The 26,653-nt window shown below is 40.1% G+C and carries 24 protein-coding genes and 1 riboswitch; of the genes, 7 read left to right on the top strand and 17 right to left on the bottom strand.

All coding sequences use genetic code 11. The features are described from left to right. Window positions 1-38: 38 nt before the first annotated feature. From FFM63_RS02425 to FFM63_RS02395, 7 genes are all read right to left on the bottom strand, one after another. Window positions 39-875, bottom strand: a complete 837-nt coding sequence (locus tag FFM63_RS02425; protein WP_137608753.1) for an SDR family NAD(P)-dependent oxidoreductase — start codon at window positions 873-875, stop codon at window positions 39-41. A gap of 123 nt (window positions 876-998) precedes the next feature. Then, window positions 999-1,613 (bottom strand): hypothetical protein, encoded by a 615-nt coding sequence (locus FFM63_RS02420; RefSeq protein WP_137608752.1) that lies wholly within the window; start codon window positions 1,611-1,613, stop codon window positions 999-1,001. Between the two features lie 14 nt (window positions 1,614-1,627). After that, window positions 1,628-3,748: a hydantoinase/oxoprolinase family protein gene (locus FFM63_RS02415; protein ID WP_137608751.1), complete on the bottom strand. Its 2,121-nt coding sequence runs from the start codon at window positions 3,746-3,748 to the stop codon at window positions 1,628-1,630. Window positions 3,749-3,776: 28 nt separating this feature from the next. Beyond that, window positions 3,777-5,105, bottom strand: coding sequence for a citrate transporter (locus FFM63_RS02410; RefSeq protein ID WP_137608750.1), 1,329 nt, complete (start codon window positions 5,103-5,105; stop codon window positions 3,777-3,779). Between the two features lie 250 nt (window positions 5,106-5,355). Continuing rightward, window positions 5,356-6,639, bottom strand: coding sequence for an MFS transporter (locus FFM63_RS02405; RefSeq protein ID WP_137608749.1), 1,284 nt, complete (start codon window positions 6,637-6,639; stop codon window positions 5,356-5,358). A 56-nt stretch (window positions 6,640-6,695) separates the two neighbouring features. Then, the gene (locus tag FFM63_RS02400; protein WP_137608748.1) at window positions 6,696-7,544 is read right to left on the bottom strand and encodes a shikimate dehydrogenase; all 849 of its coding nucleotides are present in this window, start codon (window positions 7,542-7,544) and stop codon (window positions 6,696-6,698) included. A 15-nt stretch (window positions 7,545-7,559) separates the two neighbouring features. Next, window positions 7,560-8,414, bottom strand: coding sequence for a sugar phosphate isomerase/epimerase family protein (locus FFM63_RS02395; RefSeq protein WP_137608747.1), 855 nt, complete (start codon window positions 8,412-8,414; stop codon window positions 7,560-7,562). Window positions 8,415-8,737: 323 nt separating this feature from the next. Between FFM63_RS02395 and FFM63_RS02390 the strand changes: the two genes are divergently transcribed. The 3 genes from FFM63_RS02390 to FFM63_RS02380 all read left to right on the top strand — a co-directional run bounded on the left by FFM63_RS02390 (window position 8,738) and on the right by FFM63_RS02380 (window position 11,468). Continuing rightward, a complete protein-coding gene (locus FFM63_RS02390) occupies window positions 8,738-9,640 on the top strand; it encodes a LysR family transcriptional regulator (RefSeq protein WP_137608746.1) in 903 nt (300 codons plus the stop codon). 86 nt (window positions 9,641-9,726) lie between these two features. Continuing rightward, window positions 9,727-9,823, top strand: a riboswitch (THF riboswitch). Window positions 9,824-9,858: 35 nt separating this feature from the next. Further along, window positions 9,859-10,386: a folate family ECF transporter S component gene (locus FFM63_RS02385; protein WP_137608745.1), complete on the top strand. Its 528-nt coding sequence runs from the start codon at window positions 9,859-9,861 to the stop codon at window positions 10,384-10,386. A 182-nt stretch (window positions 10,387-10,568) separates the two neighbouring features. After that, window positions 10,569-11,468, top strand: coding sequence for a WaaS/CpsH family glycosyltransferase (locus FFM63_RS02380; RefSeq protein WP_137608744.1), 900 nt, complete (start codon window positions 10,569-10,571; stop codon window positions 11,466-11,468). Window positions 11,469-11,559: 91 nt separating this feature from the next. On the opposite strand, the gene efp is transcribed toward FFM63_RS02380, so the two are convergent. The 4 genes from efp to FFM63_RS02360 all read right to left on the bottom strand — a co-directional run bounded on the left by efp (window position 11,560) and on the right by FFM63_RS02360 (window position 14,383). Continuing rightward, a complete protein-coding gene (gene efp / locus FFM63_RS02375) occupies window positions 11,560-12,123 on the bottom strand; it encodes an elongation factor P (protein WP_137608743.1) in 564 nt (187 codons plus the stop codon). A gap of 110 nt (window positions 12,124-12,233) precedes the next feature. Then, entirely contained in the window at window positions 12,234-12,872 is a 639-nt protein-coding gene (locus FFM63_RS02370) for a YczE/YyaS/YitT family protein (protein WP_246033272.1), read from the bottom strand. Between the two features lie 123 nt (window positions 12,873-12,995). Next, window positions 12,996-13,493 (bottom strand): HD domain-containing protein, encoded by a 498-nt coding sequence (locus FFM63_RS02365; protein WP_137608742.1) that lies wholly within the window; start codon window positions 13,491-13,493, stop codon window positions 12,996-12,998. 128 nt (window positions 13,494-13,621) lie between these two features. After that, window positions 13,622-14,383: a TrmH family RNA methyltransferase gene (locus FFM63_RS02360; protein ID WP_137608741.1), complete on the bottom strand. Its 762-nt coding sequence runs from the start codon at window positions 14,381-14,383 to the stop codon at window positions 13,622-13,624. 178 nt (window positions 14,384-14,561) lie between these two features. Between FFM63_RS02360 and FFM63_RS02355 the strand changes: the two genes are divergently transcribed. Together FFM63_RS02355 and yidC are read left to right on the top strand one after the other, a co-directional pair. After that, window positions 14,562-14,834, top strand: a complete 273-nt coding sequence (locus FFM63_RS02355) for an acylphosphatase (protein ID WP_137608740.1) — start codon at window positions 14,562-14,564, stop codon at window positions 14,832-14,834. A gap of 104 nt (window positions 14,835-14,938) precedes the next feature. Then, the gene (gene yidC / locus FFM63_RS02350) at window positions 14,939-15,871 is read left to right on the top strand and encodes a membrane protein insertase YidC (protein WP_137608739.1); all 933 of its coding nucleotides are present in this window, start codon (window positions 14,939-14,941) and stop codon (window positions 15,869-15,871) included. A 154-nt stretch (window positions 15,872-16,025) separates the two neighbouring features. Here the strand turns inward: yidC and FFM63_RS02345 are convergent, their stop codons facing one another. The 6 genes from FFM63_RS02345 to FFM63_RS02320 all read right to left on the bottom strand — a co-directional run bounded on the left by FFM63_RS02345 (window position 16,026) and on the right by FFM63_RS02320 (window position 24,412). Then, window positions 16,026-17,201 (bottom strand): class C sortase, encoded by a 1,176-nt coding sequence (locus tag FFM63_RS02345; RefSeq protein WP_137608738.1) that lies wholly within the window; start codon window positions 17,199-17,201, stop codon window positions 16,026-16,028. Further along, window positions 17,198-18,385, bottom strand: a complete 1,188-nt coding sequence (locus FFM63_RS02340; protein ID WP_171000181.1) for a class C sortase — start codon at window positions 18,383-18,385, stop codon at window positions 17,198-17,200. The genes FFM63_RS02345 and FFM63_RS02340 overlap by 4 nt, the downstream gene beginning before the upstream one ends. A 102-nt stretch (window positions 18,386-18,487) precedes the next feature. Further along, window positions 18,488-20,014 carry a SpaH/EbpB family LPXTG-anchored major pilin gene (locus tag FFM63_RS02335; RefSeq protein ID WP_137608736.1) on the bottom strand — a complete coding sequence of 509 codons (1,527 nt, stop codon included), beginning with the start codon at window positions 20,012-20,014 and terminating at the stop codon, window positions 18,488-18,490. Between the two features lie 91 nt (window positions 20,015-20,105). After that, window positions 20,106-21,401 carry a pilin N-terminal domain-containing protein gene (locus FFM63_RS02330; RefSeq protein ID WP_137608735.1) on the bottom strand — a complete coding sequence of 432 codons (1,296 nt, stop codon included), beginning with the start codon at window positions 21,399-21,401 and terminating at the stop codon, window positions 20,106-20,108. Then, complete coding sequence (locus tag FFM63_RS02325) at window positions 21,402-24,161, bottom strand: MSCRAMM family protein (protein WP_137608734.1); 2,760 nt, start codon at window positions 24,159-24,161, stop codon at window positions 21,402-21,404. After that, window positions 24,155-24,412: a hypothetical protein gene (locus FFM63_RS02320; protein ID WP_137608733.1), complete on the bottom strand. Its 258-nt coding sequence runs from the start codon at window positions 24,410-24,412 to the stop codon at window positions 24,155-24,157. The genes FFM63_RS02325 and FFM63_RS02320 overlap by 7 nt, the downstream gene beginning before the upstream one ends. Window positions 24,413-24,908: 496 nt before the next feature. On the opposite strand from FFM63_RS02320, the gene FFM63_RS02315 reads away from it, so the two are divergent. Together FFM63_RS02315 and FFM63_RS02310 are read left to right on the top strand one after the other, a co-directional pair. After that, window positions 24,909-25,157: a hypothetical protein gene (locus tag FFM63_RS02315; RefSeq protein ID WP_137608732.1), complete on the top strand. Its 249-nt coding sequence runs from the start codon at window positions 24,909-24,911 to the stop codon at window positions 25,155-25,157. A gap of 27 nt (window positions 25,158-25,184) precedes the next feature. Next, window positions 25,185-26,426: a helix-turn-helix domain-containing protein gene (locus FFM63_RS02310; protein WP_281276885.1), complete on the top strand. Its 1,242-nt coding sequence runs from the start codon at window positions 25,185-25,187 to the stop codon at window positions 26,424-26,426. Window positions 26,427-26,653: the final 227 nt, after the last annotated feature.

The raw sequence follows: 26,653 nt of genomic DNA, 5'->3' as shown, positions 1-26,653 counted from the left end.
GGGATGTGACAAAATTTTGTCACATCCCTTTGCTATTATTAAGCTTTTGGTTTTTTTGAATCGATTGCATATTGACGACGTCCGCCTGGTTTTGGCACTAGATCGCCGATCATATTACCGAATCCGCCTTCTACGCGCAATTCATGTCCGTTCGTGTAATCAGAACGTTTGCTGGCAAGATATAATACTGCGTTTGAAATATCTTGAACTTCACCAATTCGGCGATTAGCCGTCATTCGTCTTCTGCCTTCTTCAACTTCTGCATCTTCATAGAATTTAGTTGATAATGGTGTCTTAACAAAACATGGCAATACACAATTACTGCGAATACCATATTGTCCCCATTCACCAGCAATCATCTTAGACAGCATATTCACACCCGCTTTACTTGGGCTGTAAGCACCTGAATATGTTTCTGGTGAAAGTGAAGCGATCGTTGAAATATGGACCATGCGGCCTGATTGTTGTTCGATCATCACACGGCCGATTCGTTGTGAAACTAAGAAATAACCATTTAAATTTACATCGATCGTCCGTTTCCATTCGTCTAAAGCTAAATCTTCCAATGGACTGAAAGTTAAGATCGCCGCTGTTTGAACCAATACATCGATTCTGCCAAAATCTGCCTTGACTGTTTTTGCTAAGGCGTCTACTTGTTCTTCAACTGTTGAGTTGCAAGCATAGCCTTCTGCCTTAATACCATATTTATTTGCTAATTCTTCCGCGTAGCTTTTAGTGGCTTCTTCGTTTAAATCGACTAAGGCTAAGTTCGCTTTTTGTTCCGCAAAATCACTTGCGATCTTCCGTCCCATTCCGCCTAAAGCGCCTGTAATCACTACTACGTCATTTGCTAAATCTAACCATGATTTTTCCATTATTTCCGCTCCTGTTCATTTTATGGATCATCTTTTATCAAAAATGACCCTTTGCTTACTTTAAATATACTGAATCCAATCGGTGAATACTAATTCTTTTTTTTAATCAATCTATAGTCTTGTTCAATCAATCACCAAGAGTCGTTTTGCCAGCTGTTCACTATAATCAGGTGCGATCGGATACAGCAAAGCAAGGTTCAAGATGACTGGTGAAAAAGGCAGATCTAAGTGAGCTTGTGCAAAACTCATCGCTGCAATCTCACTGAGTGCATGCAAGCGAGCTTGTCGTTTAAACGGACCTGTTTGATACGTCAACTGCTTTTTGATCGTAAATAACTGCTGCTGATTTTCCAGATAGTGATACAGTTCATGCGCTAACAAAATATCCGCTACTCGCTGATCTTTAAAAAAATCCTGCGCTAATAAAAAGGGTTCTGCCGCGGTCAACAGACTTTGATTGAGACGAATCCGATTTGGTAATTGAAACTCGGCTAAGACAAACCGAAAATTTTCTGCTTTCAGCTCTTCTTGAAAAAACTCGATCTCAATTTTTTCTTGATGACAATAGTCCCACAAATCGTCTGCTGCTAGATTTTCTGCCGCGGTTTTTCCGCATTCAACTGCCTGTTGGATCAGTTTTGAGCGCTGATTTTCAGGGATTTTTTTATACAAATGATCTTGTGATAGCAAATATTTTCCATAGTTGATATCTTCTTGCGCTAAAGTATCAAAGTCCATCCCTACTATCCCTTCTAAATATACCGATTCGCCGCAATAATAATGATCTCATCTGTACCAATGATTTCGCTCATTTCAATTTCCATCAGCATCGTCAATTGGGCAAAGTCAGTGCTGGAAAAATCCAACAGTCGCGGTCCGACACAGAAATAATAATCCGGTCGAATGATCAAATCACTTTGATAATTCGCCATGCTTTCCCAAAGCTGATTGACTACTTCAAAATAGCTTTGGATGGATGTTTTGACTACTTCTGCATGTTCTCTTTGCACGCGAATAAATCCTTTTTTGTCGATTACTCGGATTCCATTGCCTTTTTTCGTACTGGCACCATAAATATTGAAGTGATCGGTTGCATCTAACAATCGGACTTGTTCGGCTGGCAAACGAAAATCTTGGACCGCGATCTCAAATTCTTCCGCTTCAGTCGCTGCAGACTGGAGTTCGGTTGCTTGAGCTGCAGTTGAACCGGACGCCCGTGCTGTGATTTTTTGCGTCTGAGGATCGATCTCGATATGGACCTCGACACTGTCTTCTGTCGCGCCGCTTTCGATCGCCATGTCTGTAACTTCTTGTTTGATTGCTTGGATGTCCCGCTTTGTAGGGCTTGGCACGATCCGTTCAACGACATCTTGAACGGCTGCTAAAGCTACACCGATCGAAGAAATCACTTCAGCATTTTCTGGGATCTTATAATTCAAATCCATTCGTTCAGCTGCGAATTTGATCAATGCCGCTACCCCGCCGCCGACACCAACTAAAGTCATTTGATTTTTTTCAAGTTGATATTTTTTTGCTAAAGAGCGAATGACTGGTTCAATTTTCTCAACTGCTTTGACTAAAATCTGCCGCGCAACTTCTTCAATCGTTAGATTCAAATAATCCGCTAAAGGTGCAATCGCTTTTCGAGCCGAAGCAACATTTCCATAAGAAAAGTCTTCTTCTGCCACATAGCCTAAAACATTTGCCGCACAAGAGTTAGTGATCGTGATGCGCTTGCCGTTTTCCAATTTGATTGCTACATAATCTGCTGGATCGCCTTCTCTTGGTGAAAACAGCTCCAGTTGCGGATTGATGATTTCTTCTTCTGGGGTATAAACAGCGTAAGCCAGACCGGCAATGTGCGCACTACGCGGACCGACATCTTTCACACCGCTTTTGTTCACCCGGATCATACTTCCGCCAGCAACCCCCAGCACTCGAACATCCAGCGAATTAACGTACGTTTTATGTCCCGAAATTTCTGAATAGTCGATCACTGGTCGGCCATTTTTAATCACACCTAAGTTTGTTGAAGTGCCGCCAACTTCAAAATAGATTCCGTTTGAAGTCCTTAAATACATCAGCGCTCCCATGACACTAGCCGCCGGGCCTGACAACATCGTCAAGACAGGACGTTTTTTCATCTCAACAGCATCCATCAAACCGCCGTCTCCGCGCATGATCATCAATGGGACATCCACTCCTGAAGAGCGTACACTTTCTTCAGTCGAATTAGCCGTTTCCAACATCTTCGGTAAAATCGATGCATTGATCGTCGCTGTGCGCGTTCGCCGCGACAAGCCGTAAAGTTTGGTCATCTCAGAGGCTAATGTCACTGGAACATTTTTTTTGCGGGCGACCGCTGCAATTTTTTCTTCTAAAGATAAATTATCAACACCAAAAGCCGCCGAAGCCACTAAGACATCAATTTTTTCTGCTAAAAGTTCATCGATAACTTTCTCGATTTCTTCTTCCGTCAGTTTCTTTTGTGAAATATAACGAGAAGTCACGTAAATACTTTTGCCTGTACCTAAATCAATATCTTTTAAATTGGTTTGTGGTCGAGCCAGCCAGCCTTCGAGACCTGCTTTAGCGGTACTGATGATCCCGATTTTAGCGACGTCTCCTTCTAATAAAGCATTGGTTGCTTGGGTCGTACTATGGGCGACAAAGACAACTTCTTCAGGTGCAATATCAAATTCTGCCAAACATTTCAAAAAGGAATTGGCCACACCTTCAGCTACACCTTGTTCGCTGTCATGGGTTGTTTTTACGGATGATTTTCCGATAATTTCTTGAGTATCATTGTCGATTGCTACCGCTTTTGTGTGAGTACCACCGACATCGATCCCGATTCGAACGCGTCGTTTCATTTTTGAGACTCCCCTTACTTTTTAAAATCTATAGCGGATTGTTGAGGAAAAAATTAGCGATTTCCAAAATCAATGCCACTGTTGTACCTGGAATCAATGCTATCTTCATATAATCGACTGCATTGATTCGATTGAAGCCCAGCCCCCACGCATTCCAAGAAATCGTAATGTCAAAGTGAGCCATACCAATCAGCACGCTAGCAAACAAGGGATATAAAAACGTGGTGGGAAAATTCGTTGTCTGACTCACCACTGCAAGTAAAGCCGCACCGGAACCAATCAAAGACAGCGGTCCTTTGAACCACGTCAATGGCGCTAAGATACCAAATGCGATACATAAAATTAACGGTGAAGCTGGAATCCAGCCGCCGATGATTTCTTTAAAATAAGGTGCCGCATAAACTGCTGCATCATTGAACATCGCTAAAGTGATCCAAAAAGCGATCAATGCTGACATGTCTTTTACCCCTTCGGTAAAGATCCGTGAGATTGTTCGGCAGATTTCGCGGAAGTTTCCCTTCAAGCCGCCGCAAACTCCTAAGCCATACAAGCTTGCCAAAATAAAACATAAGATCACTGGCAATTTAAAAACGATGACTCCTACTACTGGTAAAAATGGCGTGATCAGCGAAATTCCTGGTGCTTCCACAACTTCACTTTGTTTGACTGCCGCCCAAGAATATGTAAGATTTTCCATTTTCAAATAAATCATTGAAGCCAATGAAACTACTGTGATCATCACGACAAAAGCTAAAATTCCGAAGGGAAAATAATCATTGTACGAGTATTCTTGTCCGCCATTTGAATTCAGAAAAAAAGCTGAGTATTGACCAAAGTTAATCGGATTTAAGAAAATACCTGCGGCAACAGATCCCGTAAAAGAGAAAAAGCCGACAACTTTCGGAATTCCAATCGAAAATAAAATGGGTAAGACGATTACTGCGATGGCGATTACCGAACCACCGCCAGTCATTGATGTAAAGATAAAACCGCTGATTAAATTTACGATCGCTAAAATCACCGCCGGATTGTCTCCGCCTAATTCAACACTTTTTCGAATGATTGTCGCTGCGATACTAGTGTCTAATAAGATTCGGCCAAAAAAAGCGCCCAAGAAAATATTCATAACAGAAGCCCCATATTTCTCTGGAGCTGTTTGATACACTTGGTGCAGCATGTCTTGGATCGTCAACCCAGCAAATGCCGCATTTGGCGACAACAGATTCCCAATAATTGGTAAAACTGTCCAAATCGTCGCCATGATGAAAAAGCCAATCATCAAGTTATGACCTTTGATACAATAAATGACCATCCCCGCAAAGGAACAGATCAGCAATAGTCCAATAATAATATCCATAAGGACCTCCTAAATTACCTAGTGCCCAACAACGGACACGCAATTTCACTTGCAAAAGAAGCTTTCCATTCAACTTTTCACCATTCATTTGAAATAAAAAATAAATAGAAAAAGGCCGAATAATAAATGATCAGTCTAGTTAAATGGCAGTTGATCTTCCGCATTTTTTTCAAGCAAAAAACTATTATATCAAGCCAAATATGGAAAAGATGGAGGCGACTAGTTATAGTCAAGCCTCCATTTTTCGCAATTAATCACGCATTTTTTCAAAGGCACTGTATCCAAAAACCTTTTTGTGTTGTCCTAATAAATAGATCATCATGACAGTAGCCATCAATGCTGCCACTAAAAGCAAGCCCATCATAATATAAATAGCTTGTTTTTCTCCTACCGACTTGGTCATTGTTGAAACAATGAACGGTAAAAAGGTACTCGCAAATCCCATGAATGTATAATAGATCCCGGTATTTCGACCTTTAGGCCCTGGACAGAATAATTGCCGCAAGCCTAATCCAGTTTGTAAAGCGCCGCCGGATGCGAAGAAACCTAAAGCTGCAATACTTGCGTAAATCACTGCCGGATGACGAATAATCAATACGACCGCAAGTGCTAACGCAGTAAAGACTGAATCAATCACTAAAACTTTCAATGGGTTCCAACGTAATTTACCCATCAAGAACGCCCAGAAGACTACGGCGATGATTCCGCCGAATGTGTAGATCGAAGTCAAGCCTGCTGCTTGGATCTCGGTCAAACCAGCATTGCTCAACCCAAATGCTTTGGTATATTGTTGAGCACCGTACATGATAAACATACATAAAAAAGCATAGAACATAGTAATGAAATTAACTAAAATATTTGGTTTTACTAACATTTTGGCTTTTGCAGCTTCAATTTCTTGTTTGATCGCATCGGAATTTTTTCCATCCGAGTGATCTTTGTTTTCTTTCATCATATCGTCGTAAGCAAACGGTGAGACCGCCGCTAAAATCAAACAGCCGACAGATAAAACAAGTGGAATAATTACGCTTAATTGTGGTGAACCCATTTCAGTAAAGTTAACGACCATTAACGGATAAACGATCCCTGCTAGTGAAACGAATAACTTGATTCCCAATAAAGCTGATCCAGAATATTTTGGTGCGGCTTCTTGAACTGCTGGATACAAAGATGCATCCCAGAAACCTGATGTGGCAACACCTGCCATAAAGGCACAGATAGCTGCAATCACCATACTTGGACTCAACAATAATCCAGCAAAACAAATGATATAAAGGATTGCTCCGCCAATCGCCATTTTTTTCCGGCCGATCTTATCAGAGATCTCGCCGCCGATCCAAACGGAAACGAATTTACCGAAACCAGTTGCTGTAATTGCTAGAGAAACGGCTGCCGCTCCGGCTGTCGGATCTGTATAACCCCATTTTTCATAAAAATAAGGCATATTTTGACTAAGAATAAGTGCTTGCATGCCATGTGTAAAATAACACAAATACGTCGTCACTAATGACATGATATATTTTTTTGATCTCATCTTTCCACTCCTTATAGGAAATTTTCACACGTATTCCGAAGAATACGTGTGAGTTTTTATGGTCTAACTGGTAATTCTTGCTCCGTAAAAATCTTAAATGATGCTTTTCCTTGTCCTAATAACATACCTTCGCCCGTTACTGTCTTGCAGCCTTTTTCAGCCGCATCATTGATCAACTGGGTTCTTGGCGGATTGTAAATCGTATCGGCTACAACTAAGTTCTCATGAAAAACACTTTGATCGCTGATTGGTGTTTTCGTTGAACCGGTTCCCATTCCGACGGTTGTTCCATTTACCAAGACGTCTGCTTCGGCGATCTTTTGTTTCAATAATTCAGCATCAGCTAAATCATGAATCGCAACTGCTAGCCCAGGATAAAATTTCTTGATTCGTGCAACGGTTTCTTCGCCTTTTGCGAAAAAGTCATCCTTGATATTGAAGATATCGATTGATGCAACTTCCTCGATTGCTAATTGTACTTGGATCGCCGTTGCTGCACCACCGGTTCCTATTACCACAAATTTTTTCCCTTTTGCTTCAACGCCATGATTCTTCAGATTGTCGGCAAAACCGATCCCATCTGTAATATGACCAATAAGTTTGCCGTCTTTATTTTGGAACGTATTGATCGCACCGACCATTTCAGCGGCGGGTGATAATTCGTCCATATATTTTGCTGCTTCACCTTTACAAGGCATCGTGACGTTGCCTCCTGGTAAATTGAATGTACGAACAGATTGGAATGCTTTTTCCACTGCATCGAGTTTGACATCGAATGCTAAATAAACTGCATCGATCCCTAATTGTTCAAAACCATAATTGTACATCGCAGGTGAGCCGGAATGTCCCACTGGGCTTCCAATCAATCCATATAATTGTGTTTTACCTGATACGCCTTCTAACATTTTCTTACCTACCTTTTAATCTTCTAATAATTCTGGCCAAGCTTTTTTAATGACATCGATACTAGTGTCATAATTCATTTGAGCAGCTTTTTCGTAACCTAAGCTCAAAATCGGATCAGAGATAACTTCGGTTCCGACTACACGTGGTTTGATGCCGTGTTCTTTGATTGCTTTCAAGAAGCCGACTGTATCGCCCCAGCCTGTTCCTGGGCATAGACGATCGTGCATTGATTCATCGCGTAAAATTGGATCTGGATAACGACGTTCTAACACATCGCAGATTTGGATCGACACTACTTTTTCTGCAGGAACATTTTTCAAATCTTCTGCCATTGTTTCAGCCCGTGCCCAATGCCATGTATCTAAGATCAACATGCCGTTGTCGCAACCGGCTTCTTTAACGATGTTCCAAGCGCTGGCTAAATCAGGAACGCCGCTGTAAGGCATAAATTCTAGTCCAATTATTAATTCTTTTGCTCGCAAACACAATTCTTTAAATGCTTTGATATGAACTTCTGCTGGATAATTTTCCATCAATCCACAGTTGATATGTCCGACACCAAACAAACGTGCCATATGATAAATCGTTTGTTCTTTAAATTGTTGCAGCAACGTTTCGGGTGTTTCTTGCGTTTTATTTGGATCAGCCCAAAGCGTGATGTATTCAACTTCGGTCACCTTCATATCATTTTCTGCTAATATTTCTAACATTCGTTCATCAGAATAGCCTTGTTTGATCGCCAGCATGTATGTTTCAGCTCGTAAGCCGATGCCGTCAAAGCCCGCTGCTTTAGCAATTTTTACCCGTTCTTCAAAATCAATGTCTACTCCTAAAGTATAAGAGCTGATCGTCAATGGTGCCTTTGTCATTTTTCTTCCTCCTAATAGCTAATTTCCTAAAGTTATTTATTTCACATGACAGGCTGCAGTCCCACCATTGCGAAATTTTTTTGACGTGAATTCGAAACATTCACTATGAGTCGGTTTTCACAATCAAATCTTGCATTCATTTTAACGTGATGCTCTTTAAAATTCTAATTGGTTTTTATCGAATGACCTATAGGTAAAACATATAAGTTTTGATATACTCATAGAAAAGCTTTATGAACGCGCTTCTCTTTTGAACAAATGCGAACGAATTAGATTATTGTCAGTGGACCTTTAAAGAAGCCTATTAACAAGGAGTCGTACAGATGAATTTACAACATTTAAAATATTTTGATGTCTTAGCCCGTGAGCAGCACTATACTCGATCCAGTAAATTGTTAAATGTAACACAGCCAAGTTTAAGCAATGCCATCGCTTCGCTTGAAGATGAATTGGGCGTGACTTTGTTCGAAAAAAAAGGCCGGAATGTCGTGTTGACCAAACCGGGAATAATTTTTCAAGATTATGTTTCGCGTACGTTAGGAACATTAGACGACGGGATCGAGACGATCACAAAAATCAGCAAAGGCAGCGGTTTTATCAGTTTCGCTTTTTTACCGGTGCTAGGAACGACCTTTGTCCCAAAGCTGGTCCGCGATTTCCATGATGCCCATCCAGACAAAGAGATCCTGTTTGATTTTCATACTTCATCTGGCGTAACGAAAGAGATCGTCGACGGGATCAAAAATATGCATTATGATATCGGAATCGCGTCGTATTTGCCTAATGAACCTAGCGTCGAATTTTTACCAATTGCCAGTCAAGAATTAGTGGTGATCGCGCCTTTAGACCATCCTTTGGCACAATTTGACGCAGTTTATTTGGAGCAGACCCAACCTTACGAGCAGATCGGCTTTAGCAAAAACAGCGGCTTGCGCAATGTGATTGATGAAGTATTTCAAAAAAATAATTGCAGCTATACGATCACTTATGAAGTAACGGTGGATCAAGTCATCGCCGGTCTTGTCAGTCAGGGTTTTGGGATTGCGGTCGTTCCAAACATGTATATTTTGAAACATTTGCCGTTGAAAACGATTCATTTGAAAAATGTGATCCAAGATCGCTCCTTTTATTTAGTTACAAATAAAGAAGCGTACCTCACTCCTGCCGTCATAAATTTCAAGGAATTCGTCTTGGCCCATTCAGATCCTAAAAAAATCGTATATTAGCACATAAAAATTGACACTTTCGAATTGAAAAGATTGTTTCCTTATGCATTCTGTGCTACTATTTTTTCGAGGTCTAACCTCAAAAAAACAGAGTAGAAAATAAAGCGTTAAGTGCTGGAGGGATGGGATGTTGTCCTCTGGACGAAAGACTTAGTCTGCGGTTTTGTTTTCGCATTCGCTGCATGAAGATGTAGCAGCTCGATAAGGAGATGCTAGAAATGAAGAAACACCTCGATGCTAGAAGCATCACAACGATGGCGCTTTTGATTGCCATGATGGTCACTTTGTCTCGTCTATTAGGAATCGAGACACAATTTCTTAAAGTCAGTTTTGCCTTTATTCCAGAAATTATTATGGGCATGCTGTTCGGTCCGCTATGGACAGGGGTCGGCGCAGTAATCGCTGATTTTATTGGAATGTCGCTTTTTGCGAAAGCACCATTTTTTATCGGTTTTACGATCAATGCCTTTCTTGAAGGAGCAATTTATGGCTACTTTTTCTACAAGAAAGAAATCACTTGGAAAAATTCGATTCAATCCGTGTTAGTCTCAACAATTTTAATCAATCTGATCCTAACGCCGCTTTGGCTGGCAATGATGTATCATGTTCCATTGAACAGCTGGGTGATCTGGGCACCGCGCTTAATTAAAACAGTGATTTGGATTCCAATCCAAACAGCCATTACCTATTTCTTAGGTGGTGTGCTGCCTTACAAACAATGGATCGCACGTTTTAATCGCGCATAGTTTACGAAAACCTTATGTTTATATAGATTTAGTTATTTCTTTCACACTATGAATTCCTTTAGAGACTGTCTTATCCCATAGGCAGTCTCTTTTTTTGTATTATTTTTCTCAAGCATAATAATCGCTATTCGTTATAGAAAGCGCTATGCTGTGGAAAATCTGAGATGAAAGCCGGGAGAAAAATGAAAAATTCTGACGTATTGATCGTTCCTAAAGACCGTTCACTTTACTTTTTCCCTGCCCTATCGGAAATTAGCGTTTGTTCAGGGAAAGATTTACTTGCCGCAAGTAATAATCACTTAAACCAATACTTAAAAAATTTTCAATTGATCATCTTTTTAGATTACGGTTTTGAACCGGAGCTGGCCGCAAAGATCCGTCCCTTCACCAAAGCAAAGATTATTCTGTTTTTCTGGAATCATTTCAAGTTAGAACATTACCAAAAGCTGACTGCTTGTCAAAAAGAACCCGCGATCGATGAGATCTATCACTTCGATCCATTAGAAGCACGCGATTTAAATTTAAAACACAATAGCTCCTTTTATACCCACACAGTTGGCGAAGCGCTAGATCACACGGAGTATGATATTTTCTTCGGTGCCAATGACAATGGGCGCAAACAACAAGCCTTAGAATTGAAAGATCGCTTCGAGTCTTTGGGACTTTCTACGTTTTATCATATTTTGCCAAAACGCGGAAACGAACAAGCCGGCTACTTGCCTTACGATGAGTACTTGAAACTAGTCAAGCGCAGCAAAGGAATCTTGGAAATTTTGCGGACTGGACAATACGGTGTGACTCTGCGCACCTTTGAATCACTTTTCTTGCAAAAAAAATTAGTCACAACCAATAAGATGCTGCCCTTTTATCGTCTCTACGATCCAAACAATGTCTTTATGATCGGACCTGATTTGAGTCAATTGCCCGCCTTTTTAACTACCCCTTATCGACCAGCTGACCAAACGATGCTTGATTTTTTTGAAGTGAGTAACTGGGTCAAACGCTTCGTCAATCATCAGCCCGAAATTTTTGAAAAATTTGAATATTATCCCGAACTGATGGAACAAAAAAGCGCACTGTAAAAACTAACCACTTAGCGCACACAAAAGGCCGCAACAGTCTTTCTTTACTATGAAAAAAGAGGCTGCGATAAAAATCGCAGCCTCTTGCTTTTTATTTATTTGCACGTTTTTGGTACGTACCTTCTTGAGTATTGATTTCCAGCATTTCGCCTTCTTCAATAAAGTCAGGCACGTTCACGACTAAACCAGTTTCCATTGTGGCAGGCTTGCCTGAACCAGTAACTGTCGCGCCTTTGATCGATGGTTGTGTTTCAACGACTTTCAAGATAACTGAAGTCGGTAATGTCACGCCGATCACTTCGTCGCCGAAGAATTGGATTTTTACTTCCATATTTTCAAGGATGTATTTCATTTCTTCTTCAACCGTTGAAACAGGGATCTCATATTGTTCATATGTTTCTAGATCCATAAAAATAGCCACGTCATCTTGGCTGTATAAATATTGAACTGCTTTTGTTTCGATCATCGCTTTTTCAAATTTTTCTTCTGGACGGAAAGTTGTGTCATACGTTGAACCAGAACGAACATCGCGTAATTTCATACGCATAACGGTATTTCCTTTACCAGGTTTGTGGTGGCTGGCATCTAAAACTTTGATCAATTTTCCGTCTTGAACAAAAGTCATACCAGCGCGTAAATCGCTTGCTGCTATCATTGATAAGCACTCCTCTACTATATAAGCTGAACCTTATTCATTGTAGCAAATAACTTTTCTAGTTACTAGGGAAAAGTCGTTATCTGCTTGGAAAAAACATTGGATTCCCTTTATTTGGCTTCTTGGATCCGGAAAAAGCTTAATTTAGGCAGTTGATTCAGTGTCAGCTCCAAAGAGGGTCCCATTAAAAGCAAAACGATCAATGTGCCCAATCCGATATGACCGCCGAGTAAAAAACCAGTTAAAAAGATGAGTGCATCTAAGACGATCCGCGCTATTTTTACTGAACTTTTCAATAACTTTTTTAATAAGATCATTAAGGATTCGTAGGCGGCTGAACCGGCATCAGCTAAGAGATAGATCCCCGTTCCGATGCCAAAAACAATTGATCCCGCAATAATCGAAAAATAGCCTGTACCGCTAGGAATCGTCTGCAAAATACCGAGCCAATCTAAAATATTTAAGCAAAAACCTAAACCGAAACTATTGATCAGACTGCCAAAGCCGATCATTTTACGATCATAAAAGAAGATGATGACTAAAATAATGCCGTTGAACAGCATACTGACCGTCCCGAATTTTAATGGGACGTGTTGCAAAATACCTAAAACTAACGTGCTGATCGCATCTGCCCCTAATCCGCTGACAACGATCAGACGAACGCCGACTGCGGCGATAAATGTTCCAAGAATCGTAAAAAATAATTGCTTTGTTACATTTGGTTTGATAATTTTATTCCTCACTTTCATAAAAAAATATTTTAACATGAACCGTTTAAGCTGAACATCGCTCTTTCTGATCCATAAACCTAAGAAACCGGCAAAAAATTAGACACCAAACAAGTTTTTTGTTTGGTGCCTAATAAGTCTCTATTAGTTCCAGCCTTTTCTAAAACGTCCTTTATAGGAATTGAACCGCTCTACCAAAGGAATGGCAGCTTCTACGATCGCGCAATACTTGTCGACCAGCGTTACAATGTAACCTTCCTTATATTTGGGAGGAGTGATTGTTGCGCCCCACATATGTTTAACAATAATATCCCGTTCAAGATCTGACAACTCAGTGATCTTTTCGGCATTTTTCACAGCAATCCGCGGATGCATGTACGCATGCGAACCTTCATCGAATTTCGTCGTCCGCCAGTCATAGTAAAACAAATCATGTAATAAGCCCGCACGAGCAGTTGCTCTTACATCTCCATGAAATTGTTTTGCTAATTTGTAGCTTGTATAAGAAACACTGATTGAGTGTTCTAAACGAGTAGAATTTATATGTTGGGTATAATTCGCTAATTTTTGAACTTCTTCGGTAGCTAATAGATCTTCAATATAAGAAACGTATTCCTCATCGTCACGCCAGTTTTCTGTCATGGATATAAAGCCCCTTTTCTTGTTGCTGCCACCAATTATAGCACGGCTTGAAAAGCTTGAATAGGCTTCCACAAATCTGAAAATAAAGTTTAATAGTTCCTTAATATCGATTAACAAATTGTGAAGAATTATTTAAATAAATGGAACATCAGCACGCCTGCCGCAATCGCGACATTCAAAGATTCCGCTTGTCCCTTGATCGTGATATAAAGATTTTGATCTGTCAGCGCCAATAATTCCGGTGACATCCCTTGACCTTCATTTCCCATCACTAACGCAAAATTTTCCATTTTAGTTGCTGTCAAATAATCTTTGGCTTCTTTATCTAGCGCGGTCCCAAAGACCGGACTGCCGGCTTGTTGAAACTGCGGAATAATCTCTGTTAGATCTTGATTGCTGATTTTCAAATGATACAGGCTGCCTTGCGTACTACGTAATGTTTTCGGATTGTAGAGATCTGCGCTACCTTGACCCAAGATCACTCCAGAAAATCCTGCTGCATCGGCTGTCCGGATCATCGTCCCGACATTGCCAGGATCTTGTACATTATCTAGTAACAACCACGCGCCAGAAAAATCTAGTTCCTCTTTTTGCGGCATTTCTGCTACAGCGATCATTCCTTGCGGTGCGGGCTGACTAGCTAAACTCTTTAATACCTCATCGGAAACTAAATAATACTCTGCCAAGTTTTCTTCGATCCAAGCAGACCACTCATTTAATCCACGTTGACTGACAAATACTTCTTTTAAAACTACACCGGCTGTTTGTGCTTCTTGGATCAAATGAAAGCCTTCTAATAAGTAGTTCTGCGTTTGCTGACGGTATTTTTTTTGCTGTAATTTTTTAGTTTCTTTGATCAATGTATTTTTACTTGATTGAATTTCTTTCATGCTGGGCTCCTCGCTTTTGCTATCTATTATAATGGAAGAAATCAGTTCTTCACGTTTGGTTCTTTCTAACAGAAAAAACAGACGATCTCGTCTGCCATTATAGCACGTGAATTCTTGTAACAACTAGTAAAACTCGGTATCATAGAGTATAAGCGAAAAATAAACAGGAGGTTTTCTTATGAAGATGCATCTCAATGTTACTGGACGAGTACAAGGCGTAGGTTTTCGTTATACTACTTATCAATTAGCCGTAGAGATTGGACTGACCGGTACAGTAAAAAACGAAGCTGACGGCAGCGTGACCATCGAAGCAGTTGGAACAAGTGAACAGATCGAACATTTTATCACAAGACTTAGAAAACCGCAGAATCCTTTCGCTAAAGTCAAACACATCGAACAATTTGAAGACCCCGCGATCAAAGACTTTAATCAATTCAATGTCGTCTATTAAAAATATGACAAGGTTCGCCGATTTTCTCGAATTTAATTGAAAAGGCTTGTGTTATCTAGTATAGTATTTCCTGTATAAATTTTTATTAGCAGAGGAAGAAATAAATGACAAAATTTAAAAATTGGCTTTTAGGCTCTGGACTTTTGGGTGTTCTTTTAATCCTTTCAGGCTGTGTACGCTCGGATAAAAATGGCAACCCGGATACGTCAGGTCTTGTGTATCGTACACTGGTCGTTCCGCTAGAGAATTTTTTGAATTGGATGGTTCAAAATTTCGACTGGTCTTATGGCTTAGCAATCATTGTTTTGACGATCATTGTTCGCTTGATCATCTTGCCATTAGGGATTCACCAATCGAAAAAATCATTGATTCAATCTGAAAAAATGCAATCGATCAAACCACAAATCGATGCAGCTCAAGCAAAAGTAAAACAGGCAACGACAAAAGAAGAACAGATGGCTGCACAAAGTGAAATGCAAGCTGTCTACAAAGAAAACAACGTCAGCATGATGGGCGGTATGGGTTGTTTGCCGTTACTGATTCAAATGCCGATCTTCTCAGCATTGTATTACACCGCTCGTTTTTCTGAAGGAATCCAACATTCAACTTTCATCGGGATCGATTTGGCAAAGCCAAGTTATGTCCTAGTTGTCGTTGTCGGGATCGCCTACTTATTACAAGGCTACATCTCACTGATTGGTGTGCCTGAAGAACAGAAGAAAACAATGCGCAGTATGATGATCGCTTCACCATTGATGATCGTCTTCATGTCATTCACGTCCCCTGCAGGAGTTGCTCTGTATTGGGTAGTCGGCGGAGTCTTTAGCTGTCTTCAAACCTTTATCACGAATGTTTTGATGCGCCCTCGTATCAAAGCAAAAATCCAAGAAGACTTGAAAAAAAATCCACCCAAACAAGTAGTGACCAAACCAATCAAAAAGGCTGAACCAATCAAACCAAAACAAGTCAGCCAACCAAAAAATGCCGGTAAAAATAATAACAACGGCCGCAACGCTGGCAAACAGCAACGCAAATAATCATTGAAAAAACGTAAAAAAGCTAAGCTGATCGAAACTGATCTGCTTAGCTTTTTTTGTTTAACAAACTGAGCGTTTTCACTAAGATCAAAGGATTGCTAACACCCTACAACGCGGGTCGCTAGCGATTTTATTATCTAAGCAAATGAAAATACTAGCTAGTTGGATTCTCTTGATTTACTTGAATAATTACCTGTTCTGAAACGATTTTTTTACTGAGCGTCGTTCTTTTGGGTAAGAAAAAGCTTGGCTCTGTTTGTTTGAGCTTTGTGAATCCCGCTCGAAAGCGAGCCGCATTTGCTCTTTTTTGCTCTGCTAACATAACGGTATAAACGTTTCCCGGCAGCTGTTCAAAAATAACTTTGCCTTCCATATCTGACTGAACAATAAAGGGGGCGTCATTTCGCTGTAAAACTTGTTTTCCGCGACGATCAGTTAAAAGTACAGGGTGTTGCTGCAATGGTATCCCTTGCGGATCTTGCAAATAAAATACTAAATCAAATGTTTTTTTACGCAGCCAATAATTTTTAAACATACGGTATATTAATGCAGCGATTCCCACTAATAACCCGATGATCCCCGCTAAGATCGCCCATTGATACAATCGCCGTGTACCGACAGCTTGTTTTGTGTCTGAAGCGATTTTTTCCGTGTAAGGGACTCGGTATCCTCGAACTAATAAACGATGTGAATTGATCATATAGGGCGTACAGGTGATCAATGTGACAAGATCTGATTCCGGAATCACTTGTAAGTCTTCAATCTCATTGGGTTCTACAACTTTGATTTGATCGACTTCATAAGCAAGTTTTTCGCCGGCAATTGTCAAAACAAAGATATCTTTTTCTTTGACTTTCGGCAGATCAGTAAACAATTGACGCTGAGGCAATCCCCGGTGCGCCGAGATCGCAGCATGCGTATTTTTTCCTCCCGTTGGATACGAGGTTCCTTGCAAAACAGTCGCTCCTCGTGACAGCAAAAATTCATTTGTCGTATCATAGACTGGCATCACGGCTTTGATAGAAGAAATCTCCAGCGTACCTATCAAGTGTTTATCAAGGTACTTCTGACTATCAGAAATAGTCTCGCCTGTTTCCTCAAACGGATCCGCCAGAACCGTTCCCTGTTCAGTATTAGAATCATTAGCTTTTTTCATCTGTTCTAGCCGCTGTTTATCGGCTTTCTTTTGATAATTCTCAACCATTTTTTGATCGATCAGACTGTTGACTGCATCTGAATAAAAAGGATACAACGCTGTCAAACTCCCCACCAGAAAAAGCAGGAGCATCAAGATTCGCGTGATCAACTTTTTCTTCCCACCTGTTTTCATTTCACCACACTCCTACTGGTAAGTAGATAATTGCCGTCTTTCTTAGAAAGCTTGTTGCCTTTTTTTCCAATCAAACGAAATGTTTGATCTTTTACACGCCAAACTTTCGCCTTGAATAATTGCTCGTGTTTTTCTGGATCAATGACTAAATAGATCCCCCCAGGAATTTCTGAAAAGCAAATCTCGCCTTGTTCGCTCGCTTGTTCAATCAGCGGTTTGCCATCTTTTAGAACCGGCGTCCCATCTTTTTGGACTAATTGAAACTGTCGAAAATTCGGCTCTGCGTCGAAAAATCGGATCGTATACGTTTGTTTTGCCGCACGAACTAAAACTATTTTGCGCCACAGCCAATACAAGAACCCCCCTAAAATTCCCATGATGAGCGCAATCAATCCTACAAGCCGCCAAAATTGGTAGTGTTTGGTTCGATTGATCGCCGCTTCCATCTTTTCTTTGTAAGGAACCCGTTCACCGGTCACCAATAAACGATGCGAATTGATCATATAAGGCGTACAGGTTAATAGCGTGACGAGATCACGTCCTTCTTGCACAGCCAACACGTCCAGATTATCTGGGGATACTACTTGGATTTGATTTACTTGATACGCAAGACGTTCACCTAAAATATCGATATAAAATTGATCGCCATACTGCAAGTTCTCCAAATCGGTAAAAATCATTTTTTCTGGCAAGCCGGTGTGTCCAGTGATCACGGAATGCGTACTTGTTCCGCCAATCGGGTAAGACGTTCCTTGCAGCAACGTCGCCCCTCTTTCTAAAAGGACCGGATTCGTCTCGTTGAATACCGGCAGACTTGTCCTAATTTTAGGAATATATAGCGCACCTAACAGCCGCTCTTCGTAATATTCTGCTGAATGATTTCCTTGAAGATCAGCTGGATCAAACAGCTCCTCGATCAATCCATGAGGAAGCTGCTTTTCCGCTGATTGCTTCGCATTTTCAGCGGCCATTTTTTCCAATGCTTGTTCCCGATTTTTTTGATTTTGTTCAGCAGTTTCTTGCTGATGCTTCTCCACCATTTTCTGATCAAGATAATTGTTCAAAGAATCGACAAAGAAAGGATAGGAAAATACCCCGATACCTGCTAGAAACATTCCCACGATCAAACACTTGATCACAAGATTTGTTTGCTGTTTTCGGCTAGACTGCTGTTTTTTTACCATCCGTATCACCTCCTCCATCGTTTTTCTATGTAGTTTAAAAAAACAGACTGAAACAGTCTCAAAATGAACTGATTCAATCTGTTTTTTTGTTAAAATAATTGATTAAACTTCAACAGTCCGTTTTACTTTTTTGTACCAAATGAAGGCACCGGCCATCAGTCCAAGACCGATTGCTAAGAAGAGCAAGATCCCGTTCCCGCCTGTAGAAGGCAATAATCCTTTAGGCGTATTGCTGACCTCTGTATTTAAGGCAGTGTTTTCATATTCCCCGTGAGTCACAGTGAAAGCTACTGCATCTGTTAGTTGTACGTATTTATCAGATGGTGCTTTGGTTTCAATCAAACTATAGCTGCCATTAGAAAGTCCGATTACATTAAGAGCACCGCCTGTTTTTGATTTGATAGTTGTCGCTTGAGGCTGATTATCTTCCCACCCATCAAACTTATAGGTTCCATCACTTAATTCCGTAAATTTTGCAAATTTATTTTCAGCATTTTTTATGACAAACTCTGCTCCAACTAAACCTTCACCAGTATGACTATCTACCTTAGTAAATTTGTGTCCTCCCGTTCCGACCTCATCAGTGATCAAATCAGGCTGTTTAGTTCCATTAATCGAGACATAGGCCGTATTATTTTGTAAGTCATCGACATCAATAGTATCGACAAACTTCATCTGATAGGTAATGGTCAACGTTTGCCCGGCCAAAGCCTTAACAGCCGTACTACCAGGAGCCAAACCAATTACGAATCCATTACCACTTTCATTAAATGTATAATCGGTATCCTCAATCAGTTCTGATCCGACTGTTGGTTCTGCAACTAGTGCTAGTCCAGCAGTCGGTATATCGGTAATAGTGAACGAGCCTAAAGAATCGATGTTTGCCGGAATATTGATCGTTAACGTATAGTCAAATGTATCGGCAGTAGTGGCAGTGTAATACAATAATTTTTCTTCATCATCATAAACTGGAACTGCAGTATCGCCATAATCAACTTCTTTTGTATCGGTCGCGGTCAGATTTTTAGGATAAAGATGAATGTCTTTATTTAGTTCATCAGTGTAAGTCACGTTTCCGCTAGTATTTGTAGTAATACCATAGATTGGCATCGCTAAAACAATTGGTGCTGCTTTTTTTGTGACAGTCGTCGAACCAGGCGTGCCAGTTTCGACAAAGAGATAGACTGCGTCTTTTGTTACATTTTGGTACGTACTCGTTACTGGCAAATCATTGAAAACAGCAAGACCTTCGGAATCAGTAACAATATCTTCAATTTTCGAACTACTTATGTCATTAAGTGCGGCAGATGTATTCGCTACAATGGCATTCGTTACAGCACTTTGCGAGCTATTGTTAATTTGTGCATGATAGTATCCTGTAATATCATAAGCCGTAAAAGTAACTCCAGGTAATGCTTCCCCACCAAAATTGTCTATCAATGCACCAGTATTTTGAATAGGGGAATTGGGATAATCCTCACCTTCAAAGACACGTTTATGCAATGTAACCTTTACTGGATCTTCTGCCGCCGCCTCCGCGACCTCTCCCATACCTAATGCTCCGCCTATAAACAGCGGCAAGGCTATTAAACTGGTGGCTATCAGGCCAAATAATTTTGTCATTTTCATCTCTTTTCCTCCTAGATTTTAATTTTCTATTTTTTTGACTCATACCTAAATTCATCGAAACTATTTCATTTACACGTCTCGTTTAGCGGCTCTACTCTCCTTTCGTTTCTGCTTTGATGACTGCTTTTCGCCGATACCAGATGAACGCCACGATCCCTAAGATCAATAATCCGATCAGTGATATAAGTGTTTTTGCTTCTCCTGTCACTGGCAGAAATGGCTTCTTAGGCGGTGTTGCTTCCGGCGTTTGCCCTGAAGGCTGCTCCGGTATTACTTTTTCTGGATCGGTTGAAGCTTGGTAGTTATAAACTCGCGGCTCAATTTTTTCATATGCGGAATCCGGCACCCCTCCTTCAATTAATTCATCCATAATTTGACCATTGACCGTCACATAGTTTGGATTGCCATTCTCATCCTCCCAAAGATCCGGTACGATCACTTCGATTGCTTGATCCTCTTCTGTGATTTCATAGCCCTCTATTCCTTTGACTTCTTCAAAATAATAGGTACCTGAACCAAGGAAATGGCCATTCATTGAAACCAATCCATCTTTATCTGAAATAAATTTCGTGATGTTCGCGTTATTCAGTGGATCATTAGAAGGTACCCAAACATTTTGCAGATCATTGAGCGAACTGATGTCTAGATACAATTTTTCACCATTAACTAACTGGTAAAGAACAAATTCTGTTCCCTCCAATGGTACGCCAATCCCTTCTTCGGTTTTCGAAGTTTTTCCATATTTGAAAAAGTAAGGATCTCGCAAGTAGCCGACATTTTTAGGATAAATATGAATTTGGCTTAGCTCTTCTTCTGGATTTACCGGATTTTCAATCGGTAAGATCACTGCTAACGGTACTGCTAGTTTTTCAATATCGACATTTAATTCCAGTTCTGGATCGATATGGGTCTCAAATAATAAATAGACAGCGTAGCGTTCACCATTCATTCGCGGAACAGTCACGCGAGCAACACCATCACCTAACTCAGCATCTTTTCCTGTTTCGATTGGGTTAGCAACTTCTGACAAGTTTTCCGCTTCAATCAACTGGCCGATTTGTGACCGCGACATCGTTGCTATACTAGTCATAAAAGCTTCTGGTGATAATCTCTGACTCGCATAATACTCCGTCATGTCATAAATCTTAAAATGGGCTCCATTTAACGGAACTGATTTAGTGATCACGTCGGCATCTTCAGGAGCGACTAGTCCATTATTTGAAAATTTTTCTATGTCTTGATAATTGATATCTCTGACCATTCGCTTGTGCACGATCAATTCAACATCTTCTGTTTGCGCCTCCGCTTGCAGTGTCATGCCCGGTCCACTGATGAAAAACGGCAGCAAAAGTAAAAGTAGGAAGAAATATCCTTTGATTTTTTTCATTTACTTTGCCCCCTTTCGGTTGCGATAGACATAATAGACGCTAGTTCCCATGGCACAGACAATCAAAATCGCTGCAATAATCATAAACATCCTTCGACCCTCGCCGCCTGTCGTCGGTAGCTGTCCTTTAGGTCGATTCAGAACCGTGATCTCAAATAGCAAGGCATTTATATCTCCTGAGTCTTTTTCGGAAATGAGTGGATAGGCGTCGTCATCTCCTTTAAAAGCCGTCAACGTGCCCGTGCTGTCGATCTTAAATTTGATTTTTTCTGACAGCATTACGTAATCACCTGGGACAGAAGTTTCTGTTAATGTGTATGTCTCGTTCACCTTAAATTCAGGTTCTGTTTCAAAAATCAATTCCCCATGGTCATTTGTTGTGCCGCTAGCAATCAGCGTCTCGACTGAATCATGAATCTCAAACGTCACTCCGCTGATTGGTGCTTGCGAATGTTCGTCAAGTTTCAGGACATCGACTGCTAGTTCTTTTGACTCGTTATTCAGTTCAAGGAGGAAACCGTCTTCTGTAACAACTATCTCTTGATCGCCTATCGATAGTTCAAAAGTCGGCGGATCATCCGCATTTTGCTTGGCCTTTTCTGATACAACAATTTCCCATGGTCCTGCGATTTTTATTCCATTTAATTCACTTGCTAACTGCTCTGATAATTCGTACGTTCCTACACCAAGTTCTTCAAATTCCAAGTCCTCATCTGGTAATGTACGCTCTTCTGAATATTCTGGTTCTATCGGCTCGGCTGTTTCCACGATTTCTAAGTTAAAAGTTGCTTTGAAATCTTCTAGAAGTTCCTTGCCATCTAATTTTTTGTCGATTGTTAATTTTGTTGTTAAAACTTGTACGTTATGAACAACTGAGCGAACATGCTGATTGCTTCGCGGATAAGCATCTGCTTCTGGGTCTTCTAAACCTTCTAATTCTTTTGTTCCATAATTTGCAACGTACTCAGCTGCTACCATTTCTTCACTAGCTACACCCGCTTTTATAGTATGCTCAGATTCGTACGTCTCGTCTTTTTGCGGATGAGGTTTATGATCTTTATGAAAATCATCTTTCAGCTCATGTTTATGTTCAATATCTTTGTGATCATGCTCTGATTTCCATATTTTTTCATGCCAGCCTTTGGTGATCTCATCGATATCCTTAGCTGATTGGTTCAATAAGATCGTCTCATTTGTTTCGATTGGTATCGGAGCATGTAGTTTCACATCTACATAAGGAGTAGTAAGCTCATACTCCCATCCATCACCATCAACTGTTTCAAACGGCTGCATTGTTTCCAGTTCAGGTATTTTTATCCCTGAACTTTCTCCGATATTCGTTGGCACCACATCTGCTCCGACAAAGGCCTCTTCTGCTTTGACTAAGATCGTTGTGCTCCAAGAATAATAGGCCTCTTCGCCTTCTGCCGGATCATTACTATTTAATTCAATATCTGTGACATTAAATGTTTTTCCATCATTAGCTATGGAAAATTTTGGACCGTCTTCTTCGTTTTCAGGAATTGCAACGATCTCAAAATATTGGCTGAGTTCATCCGTCAATTGAAGATTATTGATCCTCAGCTTTCTAACCAAGGCATCCACCATGGCTTTGACGATGTCTCCTTCGCCCACATTATTGTTATGAAAATAGTTTTCTGCTATGGTGACTCCATTAGATAACCAGGCATTATCCATATTTTCAGACTGTGCAACAAAAGTATTTTCTGGGGAAAGATGTTCTGCAGTATTCACATATGCTCCAACAGAATCAGGATCATTGATCGTTGTCCCTACTGTATAAACAACAAAGGCGTGATTATTTCGCCCCGGTAAGAGCACTTCATTGATATATTCATTTGTTACGATAGCTTTTTTGTTTCCACCGTAATTGTCTTTATGAATTTTATTGATCTGATCCTCAAACAAAGTCTCCCCGTCAGCGTTTTCTTTAGTCCAGTCCTCTAATGACGCAAAATCAAGTTTGATACCTTGCTTATTATTATTAGGATTAAATGCTCCACTAGCTGGTAAAATCGCAATATTGACTGTGGCTCCTGTCCCTTCAAGTTCCTGCTCTAAAAATGTGATAGCGGCTTGCACATCCGCGTAACGGTCCCCACCTGAAGCAGAAGAACTCCCATCCATGATAAACACAATATCTGCCTCGCCATGAAGCAAGGGCGCAGTCGCCGTCAAATCAAATGTAATTTCATACAATCGTTGATTCCACGCATCTAGTGGCGACAAAGGATTTCCATCTGCATCTTTAGTCGCTAACTGTGCACGCTTAGTTGATCTGATATCTGGAAATTCTGATGACCGCGTAATGTTTCGTGTTGCACGGCTAGGTAAGCTTGCTGCCGCATCTACTGTTTCTTCTTGATCATTTTCGTTTTCTGCTTCCGTTGCTTGTGTTTCTTCTGCCGTGTCTACTTGGGCAGTTACTTGATACGGCCCTTGCATTTCTGCCGGCAAAATATCAGTTAATTGAAGCTCCGGAATATCTTGACTGTCTTCTTCAACCAATGCTTCCAACTCCGCTGGATCGCTCTCGTTTATCACTGCGCGACGTTCATCAAACTGGATCTCAACTGCCAAAGTATTTTCTTCTTTCGGTACTTCTAAAAGAATTTTGCCTTTTGACGTTGTTGAATACGTTGACTCAACTAACCAACCATCTGCTTGCAGCTGCATACTAGCAGGATCCTTCAGCCCGCTGTTGATATCTGATACTGTATCTAATTTTAGTTTCAGCAAGCGTTGGCTATCGTATTCGATACTTGCATCTTCGTATTTCTGATAATCAATCTGCCATCGATCATGGTTTCTTTTTCTTGATATGAAACTTCTACTCGTCCCATATCCTCTTGATCGAAAATAACTTCCCCTGTCGTGATTGCTTCGACTTTTTGCGGCAAGACTGAAGCTATCGACAAAATATAAGGAAAAATGATCATCAAAATCGCAACTATCGACCACAGTGCCTGTCTTTTTTTCCTCATTCTCATTCGTTTATCCACATCCTTTCTTACAAAATCCCTGAACTGCTACCTTGTTTTTTGTTGGGCTTCATAGACTCATTTGTTTTAATCCCACCCTCGTTTTCTTAAAAATATTTTATTTATTACACATTAAGTTTATCAATATAATTGTTTTATAACCAATTAATATGTATTTAGGTTATTTAATTAGTTTTATAACGCTTTTTAGCTTAAAAATATCCTGTTTTATCATATACAGAGCGAGTAAAATAACTATATTTTCATAATAACGTTTTGTATTTATCAAAAAAAATAAAATAGTACATTAAAATTGATTATTATAATCCGATCAATAATAAGAATTTTTAAGTTTTTTTCTTGTTATAGGTTTTATTTACTCTGATTATCATTTAAAAATAATTGTTTGGATGACTTATATTGTATTTGACAGATGGTTTTTGATAATATTTCATATTTCCTTTATAATAAAGTTAAGATATCAATTAGAAAGAAGGCGGAGAGCTTGCTAGCAACAATTTTCTTAACAAAAAAAGAACAAAAAAAATTGGCTCTCTTTTATCATTTGGAACGGTTGCCTGCGGGAGAGTATACGGTGAAGTCGATTAGCGATGAACTTGGGTACGTCTATAGCACGACACAAGTTTTATTGAATGAAATAGCGGCCGATTGTTCAACGATCAATCAAGCGGCAGTATTGTTCACTCCACAAAAACAAGTCAGCTGCCCTCTTTCAGAAGTATCTTATGACTAATATTTTGCTTTTTTGGTCTATCAAGGTGTGCCTCATCAATGTTTGCTTTATTTATTGGAACATCCAAAAAAAGATTTAAAGACATTTTGTCAATCTCACTATGTCAGTATCGCCTCATGTATGCGGCATCTCCAGCCATTAGCAGAATATGTCCAGCAATTTGGATTGACTTTCAATCGCAGCCAATTATCGCTAAAAGGCGATGAACGCTTGATCCGAATCACTTTATTCAATCTTATTTGGGCCGTCTCAAAAGGAAGCGAATCGTTGTTCCAACATTTCCAATCAGGTGAATTAGCGACTACACTAGCTGCATTGAGTCACGAGATCCCTTTAGGACGCGATTATGTTGGGACAAAAGAAATCTATCTATTTGTTGAAATTACTTATCTGCGCACGAAAGCTGGCTTCTACGTTGAAGATGATGAACGTTACGATGCCGTTTTCTCCAAGAAAAGTGCAATGCCGCTAGATGCACTGGAGCATTTTTTCCCTGTATCAAAAGATCAGCTGTATGCAGAATATCGGTTTTTACAATTTATGCATTATTACGCGCCTACTTATACCGGGATCGATGATCCGCGCTTGCCAATGATTCAGCAATATCTCACTGAAAAAAATTCATTATCAACTATTTTGCTTAGTTTTGAAGCATTTTGGGAAAAAACGATCATCCGCGGGGACACTGGTCTCTTGAAAAAAAATCCCGATATCCACGGGAATTTGCATAACATATTGGTCTGTTACTATATTTTCCCGCAACGACTTCCGACATTGTTTAATCTTTTAGTTTATTTTCGTCAAAGTCCTTCTATTCATTACGATTATCTTCAGCAAAAGATCACCCGCTTTTTTATGCGATTCAGTAAACGTCGGGGATTTGAATGGTTGCAAGGCTGTCAAACTTGTTTGATCGAATTATTCACCTGGCTGACTCTGGCATATTTTGAATCTGCCGGTCAGCAACAACCTTTGATTGTTTCTCTAGTCGTAGAATCTAACCAACTGTTTCGCCAAGACATCACGCAACGGCTAAAGGATCTTTCATTCATCAAATTAGTCCCATTTTCGATCCATGCCATGGCAGACTATGATTTTCTGATCTGTTCTTCAGCATTGCTGCTCCCAAAAAACAATACGTTACCGTATTTTGTTTTTAATTTTTTCAGTAAAAATACGGATCATATCGCGTTGTATCGGACTTTACGAAAACAGCATCAAAAAAAGAATATCTCCTACCATCTCCAAGCAGAAGAACTTGCTTTTTGATTTAAAAAGCCGTTTCTCTGGTTATCTTTTCCTTGAGGGATAAAAATTGATCAAATTTGATGGTGCTCCTATTTATACTGACAAAAATCATTAGTGGTTTTCTGTCAGTATTTTTTATATCCCACCTGAAAACGCACAAAAAATCTTTCCGGCTTACTGTTCCTGCCATCGAAAAGATTTCTTCTAACTATTATCCGTTGATTCAAAAACTGCTGGCACTTTTTTCT

Source organism: Enterococcus pingfangensis (assembly GCF_005405205.1).
Taxonomy (GTDB): domain Bacteria; phylum Bacillota; class Bacilli; order Lactobacillales; family Enterococcaceae; genus Enterococcus_A; species Enterococcus_A pingfangensis.
Note: the sequence above shows the minus strand (reverse complement) of the source record. Positions and strands in the feature narration are given on the sequence as shown.